17 protein-coding genes are annotated in these 18179 nt (G+C 60.4%); 6 read left to right on the forward strand and 11 right to left on the reverse strand.

Annotation, left to right across the window (positions count from 1 at the left end; all coding sequences use genetic code 11):
• The first annotated feature begins 121 nt into the window (after positions 1–121).
• Complete coding sequence (locus tag HBJ59_RS16850; RefSeq protein WP_167664165.1) at positions 122–1900, forward strand: acyl-CoA dehydrogenase C-terminal domain-containing protein; 1779 nt, start codon at positions 122–124, stop codon at positions 1898–1900.
• A 226-nt stretch (positions 1901–2126) separates the two neighbouring features.
• Here the strand turns inward: HBJ59_RS16850 and HBJ59_RS16855 are convergent, their stop codons facing one another.
• Positions 2127–3017 (reverse strand): LysR family transcriptional regulator, encoded by an 891-nt coding sequence (locus tag HBJ59_RS16855; protein ID WP_063026719.1) that lies wholly within the window; start codon positions 3015–3017, stop codon positions 2127–2129.
• Positions 3018–3226: 209 nt separating this feature from the next.
• Here HBJ59_RS16855 and HBJ59_RS16860 point away from each other — a divergent pair, with 209 nt between their 5' ends.
• From HBJ59_RS16860 to HBJ59_RS16875, 4 genes are all read left to right on the forward strand, one after another.
• Positions 3227–4507: an aspartate aminotransferase family protein gene (locus HBJ59_RS16860; RefSeq protein WP_167664166.1), complete on the forward strand. Its 1281-nt coding sequence runs from the start codon at positions 3227–3229 to the stop codon at positions 4505–4507.
• A gap of 235 nt (positions 4508–4742) precedes the next feature.
• Complete coding sequence (locus tag HBJ59_RS16865; RefSeq protein ID WP_076017873.1) at positions 4743–5108, forward strand: type II toxin-antitoxin system RelE/ParE family toxin; 366 nt, start codon at positions 4743–4745, stop codon at positions 5106–5108.
• A complete protein-coding gene (locus HBJ59_RS16870; RefSeq protein ID WP_076017874.1) occupies positions 5092–5412 on the forward strand; it encodes a DNA-binding transcriptional regulator in 321 nt (106 codons plus the stop codon). Before HBJ59_RS16865 ends, HBJ59_RS16870 begins: the two co-directional genes overlap by 17 nt.
• Before the next feature lie 96 nt (positions 5413–5508).
• Positions 5509–5667 (forward strand): YqaE/Pmp3 family membrane protein, encoded by a 159-nt coding sequence (locus HBJ59_RS16875; protein WP_003211049.1) that lies wholly within the window; start codon positions 5509–5511, stop codon positions 5665–5667.
• 6 nt (positions 5668–5673) lie between these two features.
• On the opposite strand, the gene pqqE is transcribed toward HBJ59_RS16875, so the two are convergent.
• From pqqE to HBJ59_RS16925, 10 genes are all read right to left on the reverse strand, one after another.
• Complete coding sequence (gene pqqE / locus HBJ59_RS16880) at positions 5674–6813, reverse strand: pyrroloquinoline quinone biosynthesis protein PqqE (protein ID WP_178124274.1); 1140 nt, start codon at positions 6811–6813, stop codon at positions 5674–5676.
• Positions 6806–7081 carry a pyrroloquinoline quinone biosynthesis peptide chaperone PqqD gene (pqqD, locus tag HBJ59_RS16885; RefSeq protein WP_003211043.1) on the reverse strand — a complete coding sequence of 92 codons (276 nt, stop codon included), beginning with the start codon at positions 7079–7081 and terminating at the stop codon, positions 6806–6808. Before pqqD ends, pqqE begins: the two co-directional genes overlap by 8 nt.
• Positions 7078–7830, reverse strand: coding sequence for a pyrroloquinoline-quinone synthase PqqC (pqqC, locus tag HBJ59_RS16890; protein ID WP_003211042.1), 753 nt, complete (start codon positions 7828–7830; stop codon positions 7078–7080). The genes pqqD and pqqC overlap by 4 nt, the downstream gene beginning before the upstream one ends.
• Positions 7831–7841: 11 nt before the next feature.
• Positions 7842–8753, reverse strand: coding sequence for a pyrroloquinoline quinone biosynthesis protein PqqB (pqqB, locus tag HBJ59_RS16895; RefSeq protein ID WP_167664168.1), 912 nt, complete (start codon positions 8751–8753; stop codon positions 7842–7844).
• A gap of 77 nt (positions 8754–8830) precedes the next feature.
• Complete coding sequence (gene pqqA, locus HBJ59_RS16900) at positions 8831–8905, reverse strand: pyrroloquinoline quinone precursor peptide PqqA (protein ID WP_003194766.1); 75 nt, start codon at positions 8903–8905, stop codon at positions 8831–8833.
• A 155-nt stretch (positions 8906–9060) separates the two neighbouring features.
• Positions 9061–11433: a pyrroloquinoline quinone biosynthesis protein PqqF gene (gene pqqF / locus HBJ59_RS16905; protein ID WP_167664169.1), complete on the reverse strand. Its 2373-nt coding sequence runs from the start codon at positions 11431–11433 to the stop codon at positions 9061–9063.
• Between the two features lie 50 nt (positions 11434–11483).
• Entirely contained in the window at positions 11484–12278 is a 795-nt protein-coding gene (locus tag HBJ59_RS16910; protein WP_076017877.1) for a carbon-nitrogen hydrolase family protein, read from the reverse strand.
• 10 nt (positions 12279–12288) lie between these two features.
• Positions 12289–13971: an NAD(P)/FAD-dependent oxidoreductase gene (locus HBJ59_RS16915; protein WP_167664204.1), complete on the reverse strand. Its 1683-nt coding sequence runs from the start codon at positions 13969–13971 to the stop codon at positions 12289–12291.
• A 167-nt stretch (positions 13972–14138) separates the two neighbouring features.
• Positions 14139–14621: an Lrp/AsnC family transcriptional regulator gene (locus HBJ59_RS16920; RefSeq protein ID WP_063026735.1), complete on the reverse strand. Its 483-nt coding sequence runs from the start codon at positions 14619–14621 to the stop codon at positions 14139–14141.
• Positions 14622–14677: 56 nt separating this feature from the next.
• Positions 14678–15589 carry a sugar ABC transporter substrate-binding protein gene (locus tag HBJ59_RS16925; protein ID WP_076017878.1) on the reverse strand — a complete coding sequence of 304 codons (912 nt, stop codon included), beginning with the start codon at positions 15587–15589 and terminating at the stop codon, positions 14678–14680.
• Positions 15590–15782: 193 nt separating this feature from the next.
• Here HBJ59_RS16925 and HBJ59_RS16930 point away from each other — a divergent pair, with 193 nt between their 5' ends.
• Positions 15783–18143: a glucose/quinate/shikimate family membrane-bound PQQ-dependent dehydrogenase gene (locus HBJ59_RS16930; RefSeq protein WP_167664170.1), complete on the forward strand. Its 2361-nt coding sequence runs from the start codon at positions 15783–15785 to the stop codon at positions 18141–18143.
• The last annotated feature ends 36 nt before the right edge of the window (positions 18144–18179 follow it).

The following is an 18179-nucleotide window of genomic DNA, read 5'->3' on the forward strand; positions in this document are numbered from 1 at the left end:
GACCGTAAAATACTTGTTGGTCATGATCAGACCCTATGTGTCACAAAAGTTGTTCGGTTACACTCGGGGTCTGTAAAACTGACCCCACCCGAATAACGTTTTAGTTCTCACGAGGTTTGCCATGGCTGACTACAAAGCGCCGCTGCGCGATATGCGCTTCGTCCTCAACGAAGTTTTCGAGGTCGCCAAACTCTGGGCCCAACTGCCTGCGCTGGCGGAGACCGTCGACGCCGAGACCGTTGAGGCAATCCTCGAAGAAGCCGGCAAAGTCACCTCCAAGACCGTCGCCCCGCTCAGCCGTGGCGGCGACGAAGAAGGCTGCCGCTGGGAGAACGGCGCGGTCTTCACCCCGGCCGGTTTCAAAGACGCCTACAAAACCTACGCCGAAGGCGGTTGGGTAGGTGTCGGTGGTGACCCGGCCTACGGCGGCATGGGCATGCCCAAGGCGGTGTCGGCCCAGGTTGAAGAGATGATCAACTCCTCGGGCCTCGCCTTCGGCCTGTACCCGATGCTGACCTCCGGCGCCTGTGTGTCGATCAACACCCACGCCAGCGAAGAACTCAAGGCCACCTACCTGCCGAATATGTATTCGGGCGTGTGGGCCGGCTCCATGTGCCTGACCGAGCCTCATGCGGGCACCGACCTCGGGATTATTCGGACCAAGGCCGAGCCTCAGGCAGACGGTTCCTACAAGGTCAGCGGCACCAAGATCTTCATCACCGGTGGCGAGCACGACCTCACCGACAACATCATCCACCTGGTGCTGGCCAAGCTGCCGGACGCACCCGCCGGTCCCAAGGGCATCTCGCTGTTCCTGGTGCCCAAGTTCATGGTCAATGCCGACGGCAGCCTGGGCGCGCGCAACCCGGTGACCTGTGGCTCCATCGAACACAAGATGGGCATCCAGGCTTCTGCGACGTGTGTAATGAACTTCGACGAAGCCGTGGGCTACCTGGTGGGCGAGCCGAACCGTGGCCTGGCGGCGATGTTCACCATGATGAACTACGAGCGTTTGGGCGTCGGTATTCAAGGCCTGGCTTCCGGCGAGCGCTCTTATCAGAACGCTATCGAATATGCCCGCGACCGCCTGCAAAGCCGTTCGCCAACCGGTCCGAAAGCCAAGGACAAGGTTGCCGACCCGATCATCGTCCACCCGGACGTGCGGCGTATGCTACTGACCATGAAAGCTTCGAACGAAGGTGGCCGCGCATTCTCCACCTACGTGGCGATGCAACTCGACACCGCGAAGTTCAGCGAAGACGCCACCACCCGCAAACGTGCGGACGACCTGGTTGCCTTGCTGACCCCGGTTGCCAAGGCATTTCTGACTGACCTGGGCCTGGAAACCACCGTGCATGGCCAGCAGATTTTCGGCGGCCACGGCTACATTCGCGAATGGGGCCAGGAGCAACTGGTGCGTGATGTGCGCATCACCCAGATCTACGAAGGCACCAACGGCATTCAGGCCCTGGACCTGGTGGGACGCAAGATCGTTGGCAGCGGCGGGGCGTTCTATAAGTTGTTCGCCGACGAGATCCGCCATTTCACCGCCACTGCAGGCGCTGAACTGGCCGAGTTCACCAAGCCGCTGAACGCGGCGGTGGATGATCTGGACGATCTGACCGCCTGGCTGCTGGATCGCGCCAAGTCCAACCCGAATGAAATCGGTGCGGCGTCGGTGGAATACCTGCATGCGTTCGGCTACATGGCCTATGCCTACATGTGGGCCCTGATGGCCAAGGCGGCCTTGGGCAAAGAGGCTCAGGAAGATTTCTACGCCAGCAAACTGGGCACCGCGCGTTTCTACTTTGCGCGCTTGCTGCCGAGGATCGCGTCCCTCAGTGCTTCGGTAAAAGCCGGTAGCGAATCTCTGTTTTTGCTGGATGAAGCACTGTTCTAAGGGTTTGGAGGGCGTGTAAGCATTCTCTTACATGACGTGCTGCTATTCGTCCTCTATCGCCATATTGGATCCACGGATAATCTACTTCACATGGACGTCGCGCAGGAAGCGCAAAGCAACAACACGGACACGTAGGATTCTGCCAGGAAGGCGGAGTGAAATGGATGTCAGGGAAACAGTCTGCAAAGCCCCGCTTCGGCGGGGTTTTCTTTTGCCTGCGAAAAAGTCAGACAGGCGCGTTCATCACGTCTTCCAGCAGCGTGCGCAACAATTCCAACGTTGCTTGCTGACGCTGCACATCCCGGCACACCAATCCTACTTTCAGCGGCACCCGTGGTTCGCTCAGGGGTTTCCACAGCAACGCCTTGCTGTTGTGTTCGTCCTGGGAGCGCCCGGGCAGTACTGTCGCCAGCTTGGTGTAGGGCAGGCTGTCGAGAATCCCCACCATCGTATTCAACTCTGCCTGCACTTGCGGACGACGGCCCAGGTTGGCCAGTTGGCCCTGCCAAATCTGCCGTACCTGAAACTCTTCCCCTAGCAGCAACATCGGTAACTCCGCGGCTTGCTTCAAGGAGACTTTCTTGAATTCCCGCAGCGGGTGGTCAGACGGGATGACCACCTTGAGTTCATCTTCATACAGCAGCACACCGTGCAGCCCCGGCTGGCGCGGCGGCAGGTAGCTGATGCCGATGTCGAGCGAGCCGTTGAGCAGCCGGCGTTCGATTTCCATACCGGTCAGTTCGTAGATCTGTACCACCAAGTGCGGCTGGGCCTTGCGCACCCGTTCGAGCATTTGCGGCACCAGGCTGGTGTGCACGGTTTGCAGCACGCCGATCGCCAGGGTACGCAACGCCTGGCCCTTGAAGTTGCGCAGGGCTTCCACGGCTTGCTGCATGCCGTCGAGTAAGGGCAGGGCGTGGTTGTACAAGGTGTGCGCGGCGAGGGTTGGCAGCAGGCGCTTGCTGCTGCGTTCGAATAGGCTCACATCGAGGTTCTGTTCGAGCTGGCGAATCTGCTGCGACAAGGCGGGCTGGGAGATCGACAGGCGCTCTGCAGCCCGGCCCACGTGGCCTTCTTCATACACCGCGACGAAATAACGCAGTTGCTTGAAATCCATAAGTAACGCTTATCGAAAATGCTGGAAAATCGAAATGGCCGAGTGCCCCCGAGACGCCTAGTCTAGCGCCTATTCACAGGGCTTACAGGGCCGGAAAGTGCGATGAGTAGTGTTTATGTTGACGGTGTTTGCATAGGCAGGGCAAAAAACCTCAGCCGTGGGTTGATCGGTAATACCGACCAAGGTGCGATTGCCAGCGGGGTTTATCCATGAACCTGTTCAACCTGCGTCGCCCGGTCCCCAGCCTTGATGATCTGATCCTCGATGCGAAAACTCCGACACTGCGAGACGACCTTTCCAGCAACTGCCTGATGCCCAGCGTCACGCGTCCGCCCCAGGTGTTTGTACGCGGCCAGGGTTCCTGGCTATGGGACAGCGAAGACCGCGCCTATCTCGACTTCAGCCAGGGTGGAGGTGCAAACAGCTTGGGCCATAGCCCGCAGGTACTGACCCAGGCGTTGGCCGATCAGGCCCAATCACTGATCAACCCCGGCCACGGCCTGCACAACCGCGTTCAACTGAACCTCGCCGATCGCCTGTGCCACCGCACCGGCAGCGACCAGGCCTACCTGCTCAACAGCGGCGCTGAAGCCTGCGAAGCGGCGATCAAGCTGGCGCGCAAATGGGGCCAACTGCACCGCGGTGGCGCCTATCGCATCATCACCGCCAGCAACGGTTGCCATGGCCGCAGCTTTGCGGCGATGTCGGCATCGGCCGCTGCCAGTGAAAACCGTTTTGAGCCGCAATTGCCGGGCTTCAGTCACGTGCCGTTCAACGATCTGTCTGCATTACATGCAGCCGTCGACGCACAGACGGTGGCCATCATGCTGGAGCCGATCCAGAACGATGCCGGCGTCATCCCTGCGACCGAGCATTACCTCAAGGGCGTCGAACGCCTGTGCCGCGAGCTGGGCATCCTGTTGATCCTCGACGAAGTGCAAACCGGCACTGGGCGCTGTGGCACCTTGCTCGCCGAACAGCACTATGGCGTACGCGCCGACATTATCTGCCTGGGCAAGGGCTTGGGTGGAGGTGTGCCGCTGGCGGCGTTGCTCGCGCGGGGCAAGGCATGCTGTTTCGAACTCGGTGAGTTGGAAGGCACTCACCACGGCAATGCGCTGATGGCATCTGCTGGCGTAGCGGTGCTCGATACGGTGTTGAACCACGGGTTTCTTGAACACATCTGCGAGGTCGGCGCGTACCTGGGCGATGGATTGGCCCGCCTGGCTCATCGTTATGGCCAGGGCGAGCTACGTGGCCAGGGCCTGCTATGGGGCCTGAGCCTGTCGGAAGATTCGGCAGATGCGGTGGTAAAGGCAGCGCTGAGCGAAGGACTGATCCTGAGCGCGCCGCAACCCGACTGCCTGCGCTTCACTCCGGCGCTCACCCTGAGCAAAAGCAACACCTACGAAATGCTCCTGCGCCTGGCGCGAGCGTTCTCCCGAGTGCGTACCGCACAGCTGCAATGCCGCAAGGGCATTGCCGTTTAACCCCTTATTTCCTGAACCGTCTCGCGGTATACGCGGCGCCTCCAGCCTGATTCTTTTGGCTGGGGGCGTTTTTTTTCTGCGTAATTTTTGGATTGAAAAGGGTGCTTGAGCATCGTTGGGAAAAATGGCCTTTTAGCGGACGTCGGCAAGGACTGCCGATTGGGCGTGGAGTTTTTCTTTACGTCCCATTTTTAATCTATACCACTGGGTGGTATGTTTATGGAGATGGATATCCATGAGGCTAAGGTTGTTCAAAACCCGGTATTTTGCGAATTCGGCTAGCAAGGCCTGGATTTGCGATTCGGAGCTGAAGGAGGCGTTTGGCGAGTTGCTCAGAGGGCAAGCGGATAATCTCGGAGGAGGTGTTTGGAAAAAACGCCTGAACCAAAACAGGCATCGCTCCATTGTCCTGGCCAAGGGCAGGCATTACTGGGTTTATCATTCTCTTTTTGACAAGCAGAAACAAAGCAATATCAGCCAGAAGGAACTCGTCAATTTGCGGCTGCTGGCCAAAGTCTACGAAGAATTAAACGAAGCACAGGTTCAACACCTTCTGGATGTCAGGGAGTTTGTGGAGATACATCATGACCAAAAAATATGAAACGGAAGTGCTTGAGTCCATCCACCAATCTGCTCAAGCGCTATATGCAATAGGTGCCATCAGCAAAACCACTCTACGTGAGTTCGATGAGGCATGTCTTGCTTCGGTCCCAGCGCAAATTCAGGCCGAGCAAATCAAACAACTACGCGAGCGAAGCCACGTCAGCCAACCTGTATTTGCCCGTTACTTGAACACCAGCGCCTCCACGGTGAAGCAATGGGAGTCAGGTGAGAAGCGGCCCAGCGGCATGGCGCTCAAGCTGTTGAGCATCGTGCAGAAGCATGGTTTGGAAATTCTGGCCTGAAGATGGCCCGGTGCCAGATCCCACTGAACCCTTACCAACGGCCAAGGTCGATTAGCTTGTACGGCTCACACGAGCCGATTTTCTGGAGCTGAACCCATGGATATCATTCGCATCATCATCGCCATTCTGTTGCCGCCACTGGGTGTGTTCCTGCAAGTAGGTTTCGCCGGCGCGTTCTGGCTGAACATCCTGCTAACCTTGTGCGGCTACATCCCTGGCATCGTGCACGCGGTGTATATCATCGCCAAACGTTAACGGGCCTCAGCCTTTCGCGATCAGCCGTGAATTGCGCTCATTGCGAAAGGCCAGTTGCTCGATGGTCTGGATGGCGTGCTCCGCTTCTTCACGGGCCTGAAGGATCAGCCCGTGGTGCTCCGATTTGCTGCACACAGGGTCCGCATTGCTGGCATCCCCGGTCAGCATGAACGCCTGGCAGCGGCAGCCGCCGAAGTCCTTTTCCTTCTCATCGCATGAACGGCACGGCTCGGGCATCCAGTCGTAGCCGCGGAAGCGGTTGAAGCCGAACGAGTCGTACCAGATGTGTTGCATGCTGTGGTCGCGCACGTTGGGAAATTGCACCGGCATTTGTCGGGCTCCGTGGCACGGCAGTGCAGTACCGTCCGGCGTTACCGTCAGAAAGATGCTGCCCCAGCCATTCATGCAGGCTTTCGGGCGTTCCTCGTAGTAATCCGGCGTGACGAAGATCAGCTTGCACGGGTGGCCTTCGGCTTCGAGTTTGGCGCGGTATTCGTTGGTGATGCGTTCGGCGCGCACCAGCTGTTCCTGGGTCGGCAACAGGCCGACCCGATTGAGCTGGGCCCAGCCATAGAACTGGCAGGTGGCAAGCTCGACAAAGTCCGCCTCCAGCGCAATGCACAGCTCAATGATGCGGTCGATCTTGTCGATATTGTGCCGATGGGTGACGAAGTTCAGCACCATCGGGTAGCCGTGGGCTTTCACCGCCCGGGCCATTTCCAGTTTTTGCGCGAAGGCTTTTTTCGAGCCGGCCAGCAGGTTGTTCACTTGCTCGTCGCTGGCTTGGAAGCTGATCTGGATATGGTCCAGGCCAGCCTTCTTGAAGTCGCTGATCTTCTGCTCGGTGAGGCCGATGCCGGAGGTGATCAGGTTGGTGTAGAAACCCAACTTGCGCGCCTCGGCGATCAGTTCGGCGAGGTCCTGGCGCACCAGCGGCTCGCCGCCGGAAAACCCCAGTTGCGCGGCGCCCATTTCCCGGGCTTCGCGAAATACCTTGATCCACTGTTCGGTGCTCAGCTCCTTGCCCTGCTCGGCGAAATCCAGCGGATTGGAGCAATACGGGCATTGCAGCGGGCAGCGATACGTCAGCTCGGCCAGCAACCATAGCGGCAGGCCGATCTCCGGTTTCGGTGGCAGGTCAGGCAAGTTCGATCCAGTGCTGAGCACGGGCAACCTCCATGAATTGCTCGATGTCTTCACCGAGCTCGGGCACACCAGGGAATTGCTTGTCCAGCTCGGCAATGATCGCGCTTACATCGCGCTCGCCATCGATCAAGCCACCGATCAGCGCGGCGCTGTCGTTGAGCTTGATCATGCCTTCCGGGTACAGCAACACATGGCCTTTCTGCGCCGGTTCGTACTGGAAGCGATAGCCCTGGCGCCAGGTCGGTTTTTTGCTGCGATCGAAGCTCATAGGGTGATCCCCTTATGCCATACACGCTGATCAGTCACGCTGTGATACGGCGGGCGTTTCAGTTCGTAAGCCATGCTCATGGCATCGAGCATGCTCCAAAGAATGTCCAGTTTGAACTGGAGAATTTCCAGCATGCGCTCCTGGCCTTCGCGGGTGGTGTAGTGCTGCAAGGTGATTGCCAGACCGTGCTCCACATCCCGGCGAGCCTGGCCCAGACGGGTGCGGAAATACTCGTAGCCTGCCGGGTCGATCCACGGGTAGTGCTGGGGCCAGCTGTCGAGGCGCGACTGGTGGATCTGCGGGGCGAACAATTCGGTCAGGGAACTGCTGGCAGCTTCTTGCCAGCTGGCGCGACGGGCGAAGTTGACGTAGGCGTCTACCGCAAATCGTACGCCGGGCAGTACCAATTCCTGGGAGCGCAGTTGATCCGGGTCCAGGCCGACTGCCTGGCCCAGGCGCAGCCAGGCTTCAATGCCGCCGTCTTCGCCGGGGGCCCCGTCGTGATCCAGCAGGCGCTGGATCCACTCACGACGAATCTCCCGGTCCGGGCAGTTGGCCAGGATCGCGGCGTCCTTGAGGGGAATGTTTACCTGATAATAAAAACGGTTGGCGACCCAACCCTGGATCTGCTCGCGAGTGGCCCGGCCTTCATACATCGCCACGTGATACGGGTGATGAATATGGTAGAACGCGCCCTTGGCCCTCAGGGCCTGTTCAAACTCGGCAGTGGTCAGCGGTGTGTCAGTCATTTGGCTCACTCCTACAATTCAATGCTCATGCCGTCGTACGCCACTTCCACATTGCGTCGCAGCAGCTCGGCTCGCTCGGGCGAGTCCTCATCCAGGATCGGGTTGGTGTTGTTGATGTGGATAAGCACCTTGCGCTGCTTGGGCAACTGCTCCAGCACTTCCAGCATGCCGCCGGGGCCGTTTTGCGCAAGGTGGCCCATCTCGCGACCGGTACGGGTGCCGACGCCACGGCGCTGCATTTCGTCGTCATCCCACATCGTGCCGTCCACCAGCAGGCAATCGCTGCCGGCCATGATCTCCAGCAACGGCCCGTCGACCTTGCCCAGGCCCGGCGCATAGAACAGCTTGCCGCCGGTGCGCAGGTCTTCGACGATCAGGCCGATGTTGTCGCCCGGGTGTGGGTCGAATCGGTGAGGCGAGTAGGGCGGCGCCGCGCTACGCAGGGGCAACGGCGTAAAGCGCAGGTTGGGGCAGGCCGGAATCGTGAAGCTGGCATCCAGCTCGATGCGGTTCCAGGCCAGGCCGCCATTCCAGTGGGTCAGCATGGTGAACAGCGGGAAGCCGGTGCTCAGGTCCTCATGGACCATGTCGGTGCACCACACCTGGTGCGGGCAGCCTTCGCGCAGGCTGAGCAGGCCGGTGGTGTGGTCGATCTGGCTGTCCATCAGGATGATCGCGCTGATGCCGGTGTCCCGCAGGGCGCGACCGGGTTGCATCGGGGCGAACCCTTGAAGCTGGGCGCGGATGTCTGGCGAAGCGTTGCACAGCACCCAGTTCACGCCGTCATCGGAAATCGCGATGGACGACTGGGTACGCGCCTTGGCCCGCAGGCTACCGTCGCGAAAACCTGCGCAGTTCACGCAGTTGCAGTTCCATTGCGGGAAACCACCGCCCGCGGCGGAACCTAGAATCTGGACAAACATGGCCGCTCCACTACACATAACTCAAAAATAAAAACGCCCCGGGCGGGCCGAGGCGTTGCATTGCGATACAAAGCCAATCAGCGGCTGGCAAAGTACATGGTGACTTCAAAGCCGATACGCAGATCAGTGTAAGCAGGTTTGGACCAGGTCATGTTCTTACTCCTACGGATGGATGGGACATTTACTACCAATACATATAGTCCACCTCCAAGCGGAGATGTTCAGAGGTGTGCATGTGAATGTTACGTACTTCTTGTGAAGATAGCGCTGTCCTGTGGGAAAAAGCCTTTTACCGAAGCGGCAATGATCAGCCAGATAACTGCCAGGGAGCCGGCAGGCACTCGCTGTTAGCCACGCAGCGCCAGCCGCCTGCAGCAGCATTGAGATGCTGTGCCGCTTCCATTAAATCCTGGCGGGTGCGGGTCTGGATGAAATCTCGCAGCCGTTGGATGTAATCCGACGGGTGGCCTGCCAAATGCGCGTGCCAGAGCAGTTCGGCGGCTTGGGCGGTGGGTAGGGCGTCGAGGGAAAATTGCTGGGCCAGATCGTTTGGCAGTTCGCCGGCGTTGATCAGTGCGGGCAGCTGTTTCAGGAGCGTCTGCAGGTGATCGAGGATTTTCGCGACGGAAGCGTTCGGAGATTGCACTCCGAACAGCAGGCCGGTTTGTCCGTTGAATTGTCGGATCCCGCTGAATACCGCATAGCCCAATTGCAGTTCGACCCGCAGGCGTTGGTAGAAAGGGGTCTGCAGTAGATGTGCGAGCAAACGCCAGCATGCCTCGTCGGCCAGGGATTGGGTCGGTGTAGGACAGAACAGCAGCAGCGCGCTGTCGCTGGAGTCGGTGCTTACTTCATGCCAAACCTGCTGGCCGCTGATTGATGGAAGCTTGCCGATAGCCGCTTCCGGTTGCCCCGGCAGTTTCCCTGCTGCGCTCTTTATCGCCATTTCGCAGGCGGCTGGCAGTCCGACGGCAAGTCCTTGCCAGCGAGCGGTCGACCATCGATCTTGCCCAGCCATCTGGTCTGCAGGTGTGATGCCGGCGCAATAGCCGGGCAATGTCTTGAGCAACTGCCGGATCGCCATGGTCTGTGCTGCGGCGGGATGGGTCACAGTCCTTTCATCCAGATGGGCAAGACCGCGTGCCACTTCCTCCAATATCGCGGGCATGGGTTCGTGCAGCCCGACCATCTTCAACTGCCAGTAACCGCCAATTGTCTCGAAAGACAGCTGGACGCCAGCCTGGCTGGCGTTCTCGCGCAACCGTGGGAAAAGCTCTGCATGCAGCGGCGAATCCAGATGCCAGCGCAGGTAAAGCGCGCCTTCATCTGTGTCGCCTGGCAGTGCTTGGCTGAAGGTCAACGCCGAAAGGTCCTTTCGGCCACGGGAGCGATCCTGGGCGAACGTGCGCAAACCGCGATGGGCGCTGGTTTGGCCTCGAATCAACCCCGGGCGCTCTTCCTTGACCGCCGGGCGCAGGAACGGATTGGGGGGCGGCAGTTGCCAGGCGTGCCGGGACGGCGGCAATTGCAGCGAGTCCAACAGGACTTTGAGGGACGCGGCGCCATGTTCTGACAGGATGGGCTCGTGATTCTGTCGGGCCAATGCCAGGGCACCGCTGGCCTGTAGTTTGCGAGCGAGCAGCAGCGCGTACTCTTCCCGCAACAGGGTCCAGTCACTGTGGGCGAAAAAGCTCAGCCAGTCGTGCAGCAGTTCTTCGATCAGGGTCGTCTGTGGGCCTCCGTGAGTGTCCAGAGTGAACTTGATATCCAATACAGCCTGGCCGGCGAACTGATACAGGACAGTTGCGTTAATGGCGCTGACCAGCTGTTGCGTCTGCAACTCGGCGAGCAATCCGCCTGGCGCCGAAGCGTTCAGCCACAGGCAGAGGAAGTCCAACGCGTCAGGGGATGCCTCGCTTACCACAACCTGATGCCAGTAATGCTCATCGGTGTGTTGATAAGTACGTTGATTGCCGGCCAGCAACGCGGGCGCAGGCTTCTGTTGCAGCAGCGGTGCAGTCTTCAACGCAGCGCCAAACTGTTGCGCCAATGCCTCTAGCTCCGCCAGCGACTGAGGGCCCGCAAGGCTCAAGGTCATCTGCCCGGTCTGATAGAAACCTTCATAAAAATCCCGCAACGCCTGCTGAAAATCCTCACGCTCTACCGGCAAGCTGTCACGATTGCCCGCATGAAAGGCCCGCAACGGATGATTCGCCGCAAGACCTTCCAGCAACGCTTGTTGCTGTTGCGCCGTGGCGTCTTGCGACCAGGCGATAAACTCCGCGTGCAGCACTTCTCGCTCGCGCAGTTGGTCTTCGATGGCCAGGCGCGGATGGGCGAGCATATCCCCCAGACGCGCCAATGCTGCCTCAAATGCCGAAACAGGCACCTCAAAGAAAAAGTCGGTAGTGCGTTCGCGGGTGCTGGCATTGACCTGCCCGCCCTGACGCTGCACGTAGGCCATCAGCCCTTCGTTCGCAGGAAAACGCTCGGTGCCCAGGAACAACAAATGCTCAAGAAAATGCGCCAGTCCCGGCCATGCCAAGGGCACATCGTGACTGCCCGCCGCAACGCGCAAGGCCGCCGCGCAGCGCTTCAAACGCGGTGCATGACGCAAGGAAACCCGCAGGCCGTTGGCCAGGGTCAATTGAAGGTGATGAGGGTGGGCCGGCGCAGGCATGAGCATTTCCGAAACGTAGGAAGTGCCTATGCTAGCGCAAACCTACCGGATCAGTGCTTGTGCAACGCACCATAAAGCTCGGGACGCCGGTCCAGCAGGTAGCGATTGGCCGCGCGTGAGTCGACCATCAACTGCCGATCCAGAGTGCCGACAATCAACGCCTCATCGAGACCCGCCTGGGCAATGCGCTGGCCATCCGGCGCGGCGATGCTGCTTTGCCCGCAATACTGGATCTCGCCTTCCTGCCCACAGTAATTGGCGTAGGCCACATAACACTGGTTTTCAAACGCCCGGGCCCGCACGGTCACATCGGCGACGAAATCGAAGGGCACCATATTGGCCGTCGGTACCAGGATCAACTCCGCCCCGGCCAGCGCCAGGCGACGGGTGTTCTCCGGGAACTCCAGGTCATAGCAAATCAGGAAGCCCAGCTTCCACCCGTTCAATTCCACCAGCGGGAAATCATCGTCGCCGGCGCTGAACATTGAGTTGTCGAGATCGCCAAACAGGTGCGTCTTGCGGTAGTTGCAGAGGCGTTGCCCATTGGCGTCGATCAACTGCACGGCGTTGTAGATCTGCCCATCTGCACCGCGTTCCGGATAGCCATACAGAATCGCCACGCCCGAATTTTTCGCCAGCGCGGCGATGGACTGCGCAGACGGGCCGTCCTGCGCTTCAGCCAGGGCGCCGACCGCTTCCACGCCGATGTTATAGCCGGTGAGAAACATCTCCGGCAGTACCAGCAGGTCGGCGTCGGTGGCCTCTTGCGCCAACTGATGCAGGCGCTTGAGATTGCCGGCCACGTCCAGCGGCAGAGGCGGGCATTGATACAGGGCGACACGCATGGGCAACTCCTTATTCGGGCAGAGCGATTGGCCCGATCTCGTCGAACACATCGCCCGGGCCCGGGTTCTGCGGGTGAGTGCTGCCGCCGAAGTGAGTCATGATGCCCCACACCGCATTCAGCGAGGTTTGCACGGCGCCTTCAACCCACGCAGGTGTCCACGATACGTCGTCGCCGGCGATGAAAATACCGCGTTGCTCCGCCGGCATGTCTTTCTGCATGAAGTGCGCGTACATCCGTTGGTTGTAGCGATAGTGGCCCGGCAGCGCACCCTTGAAAGCCCCGAGGAAGTGCGGGTCGGCTTCCCACGATACGGTGATCGGATCGCCGATGATCCGCGCGGCGATGTCGACTTTCGGGTAGATCTTTTTCAACGCGTCGAGGGCCAGTTTCACCCGCTTCTCGATGGGCTGCGGCAGCATTTTCAAGGCGTCGCTCATCCAGGAATAGGACAGGCAAATCACCCCTGGCTTGTCGTCGCCATTGTCGAACAGATAGGTGCCACGGGTCAGGCGGTCGGTCAGCGTCATGCTCATCAGGTCGCGGCCGGTCTCCGGATCCTTGTCCTTCCAGAATGGCCGGTCGACCATCACGAAGGTCTTCGACGACTGCATGTAGCGGGTGCGGTCGAGGGCCATCCACATCTTTTGCGAGAACAGGGTTTCGTCGCAATCGATCTGGGTGGTCAGCAGCCAGCTCTGGCAGGTGGTCAGCACGGCGGCGTATTCACGGGTGTCGCCGTAGTTGTCGGTGACCGCGAAACGGCCGTCCGGCGCGTGGGCAATGCGTTTGACCCCGGCCCGTGGCGCACCGTTGTGCAGCGAACTCAGGCTGGTGCCTTCGGGCCAGTGGGCGCAACGCTCCGGCACATGGCGCCAGATGCCCATGGGCACTTGGGCGACGCCGCCGACTACCAGGTGCTGGTGATCGTCGCAGTTGGTCATCACCACGCGGAAGATTTCCAGCATCGAGTTGGGGAAGTCCGAGTCCCAGCCACCGGTACCGAAGCCGACCTGGCCGAACACTTCACGGTGATGGAAGGACAACTTGGCGAACGCTTTGGAGGTCGCTACGAAGTCGTAGAAGGTGCGGTCGTCCCACAACGGAACCAGCGTATTCCACAGCTCTTTCAGACGCGGTACGTCACGGTCGCGGATGGCTTGCTGGATATCGCTGAACTGCGAGCCGGCTTCCAGGGCGTCGGCCCAGGCGTCAGCCACTTCCTGGAACAGTGCAGGAAGGTCGGCGAGTTTCTGTGCGTAGTGCGTCTGGCCTTCGAGATCGATGACCGTGCTGCCGGAAGCGGGCGTCAGCGGGTTGGGAAACGGTTTGGTCGCAAGGCCAAGCTTGTCTACATAGTGGTAGAACGCGGTGGAGGACACGGGGAAGCGCATGCCGCCCAGTTCCGCGATGATGCCTTCGGCGCCTTCAAACGCTTGGGAGCGCAGGCGGCCACCCATTTTCGAGGCTTCGTACACCACGGGTTTCAGGCCCAGCTTCATCAGCTCGTAGGCGGCCACCAGCCCGGCAATCCCGGCACCGACGATCGCCACTTCGGCGCCGTGGTTGGCCGCCGGAATGCTGCCCAGGCCCGCCGGGTGTTCGATCCAGTCATCGAAGGCGAACGGGAAGTCCGGGCCAAAGATGGTGATCGGCTTTTTACCGGTGGCAGGGTGGCGGTTGGGCTTGCTGATGGTGCTGGAAGGAATGCTCATGGCTGACCTTGCTGGCGACTCGGCGGGGCGCGACCCGCTGAGTATAGGAAAAGATGGCAGCCATTCTAGGGAGCGTAGCGTTCGTTAATAAGACGCAATGTGTCGTCGGAATGAATTGTTTTTAGTCAGAGTGACGAATCTTCTGGTCAGATTGGTTGGCCACGATCCAGTTTGTTACTGAGGATGATCGAGGTGGTGGTCTTCTCCACGCCATCGACGCTGCCGATCTGGTCCAGCAGTTGATCCAGCTGTTCCGGCGAATCGGTGCGCAGCCAGGCCACGTAATCGAACTCACCGCTGACCGCACACAGTTGCTGAACCTGCGCCATGGCGCTGATCCGACGCAGCACTTCCTTGCCGGAACGCGGTTGCACGGTAATCCCCACGTAGGCCTGCAAACCGCCATTTACCACGCGCTGGCTCAGGCGCACGCCATAGCCGGTAATCACTTGGGTTTTTTCCAGGCGCGCCAGGCGCGAGGTGACGGTGGTGCGGGCGATGCCCAGTTGCCGGGCGAGCATGGCCACACTTTCGCGGGCGTTGATCTGCAACGCGGCGATCAACTGGCGATCGATTTCATCGAGGACGGGAGGGTGAGAGGCGGGCAAGGTGTTCTCCGGCGCGGGCATCAATGGGCGAGCATGTTACAGGCTCGGTCCCCTTGATGCTCGCGGCGGCATTTGGCTCAGTTGCGCAGGAACTGCTGGTAGTTTTCCGGAGTGACCAGTTGCGTAGGAATCCATACATCGCCTTGCAGGGCGGCATGCTTGATCAGCATCAGCGCGGCGTCCACCGAGCCGGCCCCGATGGCCACCGGGTCGCGGAACACGGTCACTGCCAGTTGGCCCTTTTTCAGCGCCTGCAAACCATCCGGCGTACCGTCGATGCCGCCCACCAGAATGTCCTGGCGCCCGGTCTGGCGCAGGGCCATGGCGGCACCGATGCCCATCTCGTCATTGTTGGAGGCCACGGCGTTGATGGTTTGGCCCTTGGTCAGCCAATCATTCATCAGGTCCATGCCTTTTTCCCGCTGCCAGTCGCCGGACTGTTCTTCGACGACTTTGATCTCGGGGTACTTGGCCAGCACGTCCTTGACCCCATTGGTGCGTTTGCCGGTATCACTGTGGGCGAGACGGCCGAGAATGATCGCCAGGTTACCTTTGCCGCCCATCTTCTCGGCCAGGTATTCCATCTGCATCCGGCCGATGGCGCGCTCGTCGGTGCCGACGAAGACCACGCCCGGCGGGAAGGTTTCGACCTCGGGACGGCTGTTCATATACACCAGCGGGATACCGGCGGCGTTGGCTTTCTCGGTGATCTTGCGGGTAGCCGCGGTGTCGGCCGGGTTGACGATGATCGCGTCGACTTTCTGGCTGATGAAGCTTTCCACCTGGTTCAACTGGCGGACCACGTCGCTTGCGGAGTCTTCCACCTGCAACTTGACTCCATCAGGCGAGGCCTTGGCGCGGTCCTGCATGGCCTGCACCAGGTAGGAAACGTAGTTATCGAATTGTCCGACGGATACCCCGATGCGCAATTCAGCGTGGGCGGCGGTGGACAACAGCAGGGCACAGGCACAGCCAAGCAGGCGCTTCATGGGAGATTCCTTCTTATTGTTTTGGCGCGACAAAGATTCTGAAGTAAACACTATTGGAAATAAAATTCCACTTCAAGTAAGCCCCGGAATTTATTTTCGCCGCTGATCGCACACATTGATTTGTGCCAGATTGTTAAAAGTAACTGTTTGGTACATTATTTCCAGTTGGGTATACAGGAAGGACGTTTGCGCGATGAATAACTTTGGGGCTGCCACCGGCAGCAGAGTGTTGCTGGTTGGGCTGGGCCTGCTGATCGCCTTGATCGGCCTGGGTTTGGCAGGCGGTGGCGGTTACCTCGTAGCGTTGGGCGGCAGTTGGTATTTCCTGCTGATGGGCCTGGCGATGCTGGTCTCCGGCGTACTGATCGCCAAGCGCAAGCCTCAGGGCGCCTGGCTGTACGCCGCAGCGTTGGTGCTGACCGCGGTCTGGGCGGTGTGGGACACCGGGCTGGAATACTGGCCGTTGGTGTCGCGAGTCCTGACCTTTGCCGTCATCGGCTTGGTAGTCGCGCTGATTTATCCCCAGCTCGCCCGCGCCTCCGGATCGACAGCCGGGCGCGGCGCCTATGGCGTTGCCGGGCTGCTGGGCCTGGGCGTGGTCGCCACCCTGGCGTACATGTTTGTACCGACCCACGTGGTCAAGGCCAGCAGCGAGCCGGCGGTGACGCCGGTAACGCCGGGCACTGAGCAAAAAGACTGGGCCCACTGGGGCAATACCACCGCTGGCAACCGATTTGCCGCGCTGGGCCAGATCAACAAAGGCAACATCGACAAGTTGCAGGTGGCGTGGACCTTCCACACCGGCGACATCCCCGAGAGCAATGGCGCCGGCGCCGAAGACCAGAACACCCCGCTGCAGATCGGTGACAGCGTTTACGTGTGCACCGCCTACGGCAAAGTCTTCTCCCTGGACGCCGACACCGGCGCCCAACGCTGGAAATTCGACCCCCAGGGCAGCGGCCCCAACTGGCAGCGTTGCCGTGGCCTGGGCTATTTCGACAGCAGCGCGAGCGAGCAACCTGCCAGCGCTAAAGCCTGTGTGAAACGTCTGTTTCTGCCGACCGGCGATGCCCGGTTGATTGCGCTCAATGCTGAAACCGGCGCGCCCTGCGACGACTTCGGCGACCACGGCACCGTCGACCTGAAAACCGACATGGGCGAAGTAAAACCCGGTTATTACCAGCAAACCTCGACGCCACTGGTGGCGGGCAATGTGGTAATCGTTGGCGGACGCGTGGCGGACAACTTCTCCACCGGCGAACCGCCAGGCGTGGTGCGCGCCTTTGATGTGCACAGCGGCGAACTGGTGTGGGCCTGGGACCCGGGCAACCCGAACACCACCAAACGCCCGCCTGCGGGCGAGACCTACACCCGTGGCACGCCGAACGTGTGGTCGGCCATGTCCTACGACGCCAAGCTCGGCCTGGTCTACCTGCCAACCGGTAACGCCACCCCGGATTTCTTCGCCGGTGAACGTACCGCCTATGACGACAAGTGGAGCTCCTCCATCGTCGCCATCGACGTGAAGACCGGCCAGGTGCGCTGGCACTTCCAGACCACTCACCACGACCTGTGGGACTTTGACCTGCCGGCGCAACCTTTGCTCTACGACATCCCGGACGGCAACGGTGGCGTACAACCCGCACTGGCCCAAGTCACCAAGCAAGGCGAGATCTTCCTGCTCAACCGCGAAACCGGCGTGCCCATCGCCCGGGTCGAAGAGCGCCCGGTACCTCAGGGCAATGTGCCCGGCGAGCGTTATTCGCCGACTCAGCCGTTTTCGGTGGACATGCCTTCCATAGGCAATCAGCAACTGACCGAATCCGACATGTGGGGCGCCACGCCGTTTGACCAACTGATGTGCCGCATCCAGTTCAAGGGCATGCGTCACCAGGGCGTCTATACGCCGCCAGGCCTGGACCGGGCGCTGCAATTCCCGGGTTCGCTGGGGGGTATGAACTGGGGCAGCGTGTCGGTGGACCCGAACACCCACTACATGTTTGTTAACGACATGCGCCTGGGTTTGGCCAACTACATGATCCCGCGCGACAAGATCGCCGCCGGTGCCAGTGGCATCGAAATGGGCGTGGTGCCGCAAGACGGTACACCGTTCGGTGCCATGCGCGAGCGCTTCCTCTCGGCGGCGGGCATCCCGTGTCAGAAGCCGCCGTTTGGCACCCTGTCGGCCATCGACCTGAAAACCCACAAGCTGATGTGGCAAGTGCCGGTGGGCACGGTTGAAGACACCGGCCCGCTGGGTATCCGCATGCACATGCCGATTCCGATTGGCATGCCGACCCTTGGCGCGTCTCTGGCGACCCAGTCTGGTCTGTTGTTCTTCGCCGGTACCCAGGACTTCTACCTGCGCGCCTTCGATACCGGTAACGGCAATGAGATCTGGAAATCCCGGTTGCCTGTGGGTAGCCAATCGGGGCCGATGACCTACGTGTCGCCCAAGACTGGCACGCAGTACATCGTGCTCACCGCCGGTGGTGCGCGCCAGTCGCCGGACCGTGGGGACTATGTGATTGCCTACGCGTTGCCCAAGAAGTAGGGCCTGAAAAAGCCGCACGGATGTGCGGCTTTTTTT

It is taken from the genome of Pseudomonas sp. AN3A02, from assembly GCF_011765255.1.
Taxonomy (GTDB): Bacteria; Pseudomonadota; Gammaproteobacteria; order Pseudomonadales; family Pseudomonadaceae; genus Aquipseudomonas.